The sequence below is a fragment of the Polaromonas sp. P1_G4 genome, from assembly GCF_056405475.1.
Genome location: NZ_JBFUCA010000254.1, coordinates 1 through 6,020, shown reverse-complemented (window position 1 = coordinate 6,020; position 6,020 = coordinate 1). Strand labels below are relative to the sequence as shown.

General features: G+C 64.3%; 7 protein-coding genes. 6 read left to right on the top strand and 1 reads right to left on the bottom strand.

Annotation, left to right across the window (positions count from 1 at the left end; genetic code table 11):
* The 6 genes from AC1D1X_RS13550 to AC1D1X_RS13525 form a co-directional block, all read left to right on the top strand.
* Positions 1-465 (top strand): GntR family transcriptional regulator (locus AC1D1X_RS13550; protein WP_477698452.1); only part of this gene is annotated, 465 nt, incomplete at its 5' end.
* 36 nt (positions 466-501) lie between these two features.
* Positions 502-1,530, top strand: a complete 1,029-nt coding sequence (locus tag AC1D1X_RS13545) for a tripartite tricarboxylate transporter substrate binding protein (RefSeq protein ID WP_477668584.1) — start codon at positions 502-504, stop codon at positions 1,528-1,530.
* Positions 1,531-1,533: 3 nt separating this feature from the next.
* The gene (locus AC1D1X_RS13540; RefSeq protein WP_477668583.1) at positions 1,534-2,370 is read left to right on the top strand and encodes an amidohydrolase family protein; all 837 of its coding nucleotides are present in this window, start codon (positions 1,534-1,536) and stop codon (positions 2,368-2,370) included.
* A gap of 75 nt (positions 2,371-2,445) precedes the next feature.
* Complete coding sequence (locus tag AC1D1X_RS13535; protein ID WP_007863796.1) at positions 2,446-2,607, top strand: hypothetical protein; 162 nt, start codon at positions 2,446-2,448, stop codon at positions 2,605-2,607.
* 162 nt (positions 2,608-2,769) lie between these two features.
* Positions 2,770-3,807 carry a hypothetical protein gene (locus tag AC1D1X_RS13530; RefSeq protein ID WP_477668582.1) on the top strand — a complete coding sequence of 346 codons (1,038 nt, stop codon included), beginning with the start codon at positions 2,770-2,772 and terminating at the stop codon, positions 3,805-3,807.
* Positions 3,804-4,847 carry a hypothetical protein gene (locus tag AC1D1X_RS13525; protein WP_477668581.1) on the top strand — a complete coding sequence of 348 codons (1,044 nt, stop codon included), beginning with the start codon at positions 3,804-3,806 and terminating at the stop codon, positions 4,845-4,847. The genes AC1D1X_RS13530 and AC1D1X_RS13525 overlap by 4 nt, the downstream gene beginning before the upstream one ends.
* Before the next feature lie 26 nt (positions 4,848-4,873).
* Here the strand turns inward: AC1D1X_RS13525 and AC1D1X_RS13520 are convergent, their stop codons facing one another.
* A complete protein-coding gene (locus AC1D1X_RS13520) occupies positions 4,874-5,902 on the bottom strand; it encodes a LacI family DNA-binding transcriptional regulator (RefSeq protein ID WP_477668580.1) in 1,029 nt (342 codons plus the stop codon).
* Positions 5,903-6,020 lie beyond the last annotated feature (118 nt).

Below are 6,020 nucleotides of genomic sequence, written 5' to 3'. Positions count from 1 at the left end.
TTCCGCTTCGGCGAGGGCACGGGTGAAGTGCCGGCCTCGCACATCGTTTCGCGCCGGCTGCTGGTCGCGCCCGCCGAGGTGGCACGGCGCCTGGGCCTGGCACGCGGCGATATGGCGCTGCGGCTGCAACGCGTGCGGTCGCTCTCGGGCCAGCCCTGTGTTTATGAGGAAATCTGGCTGCCCCCGGCCCTGTTTGCCGAGCTCGTCGAGAGCGATACCGGCAGCTGGGGCGACCTGCTCTACCCGATGTTTGCCGAACGCTGCGGCGTGCACGTGGCCCGCGCGGTCGATGAAATCGGCTTCGGCGCGCTGACGGCGGCGCAGGCCGGCCACCTGGCCCTGTCGGCCGGCCATCCCTGTGCGCTGGTCACGCGCTGCGCCTACGACCTGGCCGGCCATTGCGTCGAAGTGCGCTACACGCGGGGCGACGCCCACGCTTTTCACTACACCGTCACCATCACCTGAACGTCCCTTGAACACCCCCCGAAATCGGAGAAAACCATGTCACACCCAAGCAACCACCCTGCAAGCAAAGCGCAACCCCTGAACCGCTCGCGCCGCCTCGTGCTGCAGGCCGCGGGCGCGGCCGTCGCCGCACCTTGGGCCTTTGCCGCCCATGCCGCGGGCCAGATCGCCGGCGGCAAGCCGATCACGCTGGTCGTGTCCTATGCCGCGGGCGGCGGCGCCGACCTGATGGCGCGGCTGATCGCGCCGCGCATGGCCGAGTTCCTGGGCCAGACCGTGCTGGTCGACAACAAACCCGGCGCCGGCGGCCAGATCGCCGCGACACAGGTGGCGCGCGCCGCGCCCGACGGCACGCAGTTGCTGGTCGATGCCTCGTCCTTCGCCGTCAATCCCGCGCTTTATCCCAAGCTGCCCTACGACACCGACACGGCGTTCGCGCCACTGGCCGTGCTGGCGCAGTTCCCCAACGTGCTGGTGTGCACGCCCGGTTTTGAGGCCAAAAGCGTCAAGGACCTGATACGCCTGGCCAAGGCCAAACCCGGGCAGATCGCCTATGCCTCCTCCGGCAACGGTTCGGCCCAGCACCTTGCCGGTGCGCTGTTTGAAGACCTGGCCGGCGTGAAGCTGGTGCACGTGCCTTACCGCGGCGGCGGCCCGGCCATGAACGACGTGATGGCTGGCCAGGTGCCGCTGTTCTTCGCCAACGTGGCCTCCTCGTTGGGGCAGATCCAGTCGGGCCGGCTGCGCCCGCTGGCGGTGACCAGCCGGCGCCGCACGCGCTCGCTGCCCGACATGCCGACCATGGAAGAAGCCGGCGTGCCGGCTTATGAGGTGCTCGAGTGGAACCCGGTGCTGGCCCCAGCTGGTATAGACGCCAAGTCCAAAGCTGCGCTGATCGCCGCTATCCGCAAGACCATGGCCGACCCCGAAGTGCTGGGCCGTATCCGCAGCCTGAGCGGCGAAGCCTTCCCCGAGGGCCCTGAAGCGCTGACGCAGGCTTTCCTCAAGGCCCAGCAGCTCAAATGGGGCCGCATCATCAAAGACCGCAAGATCACCACGGGTTAAGCGGTGCAGAGTTCCACGCCTGACCCGGTGGCGCCCGGCTGGGACAGCCACGTCCACGTCTTTGACGCCGCTGCGGCTGTCGCGCCGGGCCATTACCAGCCCGCGCACCGGCCGCTGGCGGACATCGAGCAACTGGCCCAAAGCCATGGCTTCGGCCACCTGGTGCTGGTGCAGCCCAGCGTCTACGGCACCGACAACACGGTGTTGCTGGACGCCTTGCGTGCCGGTGGCGGGCGGCATCGCGGTGTGGTGGTGCTGCCGCCTTCCATCGACGATGCGGCGCTGCAGGCCATGCATGCGCTCGGCGTGCGCGGTGTGCGCTTTAACCTAGTGTCTCCCGTCGGGGACAGCCTCAAGGCCGGGGAGGGTGACGGCGCCCGGGACAGCTTCCAGGCCCTGGCGCCGCGCCTGCGCGCGCTGGGCTGGCATGTGCAGTGGTATGCGGCACCGCAAGACCTGCCCGTGATCGCGGCCCTGCATGCGGCCAGCCCGGTGCCGGCGGTGCTGGATCACCTCGCCGGCATGCACGCCGGCATTCCTCCGGATCACCCGGCCTGGCGGGCACTGGAGCAACTCGCCGCCCAGGGCGCCTGGGTCAAGCTTTCGGGCTGGTACCGCCTGGGCGTGCAAGCGCCGTATGAGGCGCTGGACGAGGTCATCCGCAAGGTTGCGGGGCTGTTCGGCCGGCGCCTGGTCTGGGGCTCCGACTGGCCGCATACCGCCTTTGCGCCCGACGCGCTGCCCGCCTACGCCAGCACCTGGGAGCCCGTGGCGCGCACGCTGGCGGCGGCCCAAACACAGTGCGTCCGGGAGCAGGCGCCGGTCGCCTTGTACGCCTGATAAGCCCGGCGGAGGCCTGCAGCCCCGGAGTGGCTTAAAATCACGGGCTACGCCATTTTTAACCCGGAGTCTTCCATGCCCAAGAAAATCAGAGTCGAAGCCGACATCTGCGCCCCCAAGCCAGTCCCTCCCAAGGGCTACACCATCACGACCGGCCGCGGCCAGAAGATCAGCCTGGAGCGCGGTTCGCACACCCGCAGCAAAAAGAACCCAGGCAAGCGCCCCCACCAGGGTTGAGCTGGTTTTGCTGATGCGGCTCCCGGCCGCATCCATAAAAAAGCGCCTCTTCAGGCGCTTTTTTCATGGCCAAAATTGCTGGCGTTCGGTGAATTGGATTCAATGTGGCATCCAATCGAGATAAAACTCCTCTTGATGGAAGACGGCCATGATGTTTAATCCATGGATAACGCCAACGGGGGAGTACTGAAAATGTTGTCCAGAATTGCAGTTTTTTTGGCATTGATCCTGGGACTTGGATGTTTTTCCATTTCAAGCAGCCAGCCAGTTGCAAAACCCGTCGTAACAATAGATCCTTGGGTGCCGCACGCATTTCCCGTGGCGATCTACCGCAATATCAGGGCGGATCATTTGAATCAAATGCTGGTTGATTCATTTTCGGAATTCAATTTTTCCCTGCTTGCTAAAAGAAAAGATGCGGATGACAGCACGGTCTTTCAGTTCTCTTATCCCATGGATAAGAACGGCAAATCCGGAACCATGATTTTTGAATTCAAGGTTGACGGCACCATTGTCAAGAACAAATGCATGAATTGCTTCTTGCGAAGGGGGCGAATACTGAACGAGAGGGACATGGGGAAACTGCCATGGATGGCTCAATACGATCTCAGCAGCCGGCTCTATTCTGATATCGACCAAGCGTATGCGTCAATCAAAAGCAAATCCCGGGATTACCTGGATCCCCAGCACGGGTTTGATTACAAAAACATGTGGAGCGGGGAGCGTAACCGTCCGGGTTACGACAACTCTTACGCCAAGGTCAAATTGCCGGATCTGAAGCGGGAGGTGGTCCGTGCCTTCACGGATTCCGGGTTCATTCTGTTGCGCGACAGCAATCCTGCCGCCGATGCGGCTGATTCCGTTCTGGCATTTTCTTTTCCGGTTGACGGCGATAAACCCGCCGGTGTGGTTTATTCGATTCAAATCGCGAGCCAGTTTGACAGCGACGGCTTTTGTTACCCGTGCGAGACAAGGTCGGTGTATGACCCCTATCAGGCATTGCCGCCCGCGGGTTTGTCCGCCGTGTCCGGCAGGTTGACACTGGCTGCGCGGTTTGAAGCCGGCCTCAACAGCGCCTACGATCAAACGAAGGCGGCCACGGAACGGTATCTTCGGCCAAGAACCCAGTTCATCCGGCCGCCAAAATCCGCCCCATTGGGCTCACCCCGCCCGCCTCCGCTTCCTATGGTTGTGACATGAGCCTGCGCCTGTCTGTTGGCGCAGGTACTCATGGCCCGTTTCTCCATGGGCCGTGGTTTGACAGGCTGTTTCTCTTTGGCACAGTGGGTATCGCGTTTGCTCTGGGCGCTTTGGCGACGATCTCGCCGGCGATGTTTGTGGCGGTGGTGCTGGTGGATATCTGGTTGTTTGCCAACCCCCATGTCATTGCAACCTACACCCGGGTCGGGTTTGATAAAGCCCGCGTTAAAAAGCACTGGTTCCTGATTTTTGGTTTGCCGCTCATCGTGCTTGCCGGGGTCACGATGGTGGCACTAGCCTATGAGCTGGGTGGCCTGTTCACCTTGTACTTCATAGCCCAGACCTACCATGTCACCCGGCAGTCCTTCGGCATTTCAAGGGCGTACAGAAGGGCCGACCCGCAAGCAGCGGGCCCGGATCGTTTGTCGGAAAGCCTGATCTACCTCTTTCCGCTTTGGGGCCTGATGCACCGGTGTACAACGGCACCCGACTCTTTTTATGGTTATCCCATCTACCTGCCGCCTGTCGACGCCGCGTTGACTGGCGCAACAGGCATCGCCGCTGTGCTGGTATGCGCATGGTGGGCGTACCGGCAGGTGCGCCTTGCGCTGGCCGGGCGGCTCAACGCGGGGCACAGCCTGTTTGTAGCGTCGCACCTGCTTGTCACCGCAGTCGCCTACCTGTGGGTCACGGACATCACGTCGGGTTGGCTGGTCGTCAATATCTGGCACAACCTGCAATACCTGCAGTTTGTATGGCTGCAGAATGTGCGCCGTGATGCGCAGTTGCCGGGCGCGGACGGCCAACGATCCATCGGCAGCCAGGACATTCAGCGCCCGGTGAAGCCGTTCAAAAATGCGGCCAAATACCTCGCCGTATGCCTGGTGCTGGGCGCGGTGATGTACGAAGCGCTGTCGGTGGCCGGCCGGCAACTGATCTGGCTGGGCCTGCCCACCGTATTCATTTTGCATTTCACCGTGAATTTCCATCACTACCTGGTGGACGGCGTGATCTGGAAAAGACCTAAACCCGGCGCGTGACGCATCCGGCGCAGGCCTGGCCGGTTTCAGGTCTCGAGCGCAGCCGCCATGCGGTGCGGCATGAGGCGTTCGCGTGGTGCTTCGCCGCCCCACAGGCTCAGCATCAGGTCCACGATGACCGGTCCGAAATCCTGATGCGGAATTTCGACCGAGGTGAGCCACGGGGCAAGCCAGGCATTGATCGGGTTGCCGTCGATGCCGACCARCTCGCAGTCGCCGGGCACCCGGATCCCGCTCTCGCGGGCCATGCGGTGCAGGCCATAGGCGACCTGGTCGCTGATGCACATCGCGCCACGCGGCCAGGCGCCGGGCGCCGCGAACTGGGCCCCGGCGGCRTAGCCGATTTCCAGGTGCGAGATGCCCGGGGCCTCTACCCGTCGGATCCGGTCGGTTGACAAGCCTCTGGTGCCGGCCCGCTCGCAGAAGCCCTGCACGCGTTCCCTGGTCGTGGACGATCCGCGCGACGGAAATACCACGGCCGGCGCGTCGACGCCGCGGTCGAGCAGGTAGTCTGCGGCGGCGGCGCCGGCCGCCAGGTTGTCCGGCCCCACGAAGGAACATGTGCCGAACGGGCTGCGCCGGCTCACGAAGACCATAGGCGCACCGCGCTCCACGAAGTCGCGCAGGCCGGCACTGGGCTGAGCCGCGACCATCACGTAGCCTTGCACGACCTGCGAACGCATGGCGTTGAGATAGTCGTCCTGCAGCTCCGGCCGGTCGTGCGTGTCACACAGGATCATCGTGTAGCCGGCCTCGCGCAGCGCGGCCTCGGTGGAGGCGGCCAGCGTGGCCATCACCGGGTTGTCGAGGTTGGCGGCCAGCATCGCGACCAGGCGGCTCTCACGGTTGCGTAGCGCGCGTCCAAGCTGGTTGGGGTGGTAGCCCACGGTCTTGATCGCCTCGCGCACGCGCGCCAGCGTTTCCGGCGAAGCCCGCCGGGTCTCGCCGTTCACGATGCGCGAGACGGTGGAGATTGAGACGCCGGCCTGCACGGCGACTTCGCTCAGCGAAACCGGGCCGACGCCCTTGCGCCTGCGCGGGGTGTCGTCGGTCATCGGTGCGGGCGGCAGGCCTGCCGGGTCTGGACGCCGCAGCGAATGTTGGGTTGGCGCGAAGGCGGGACACGCGAATGGCGAGGCGGGAGTCCGGCGAGTGGAAAGCGAAGCATCGATG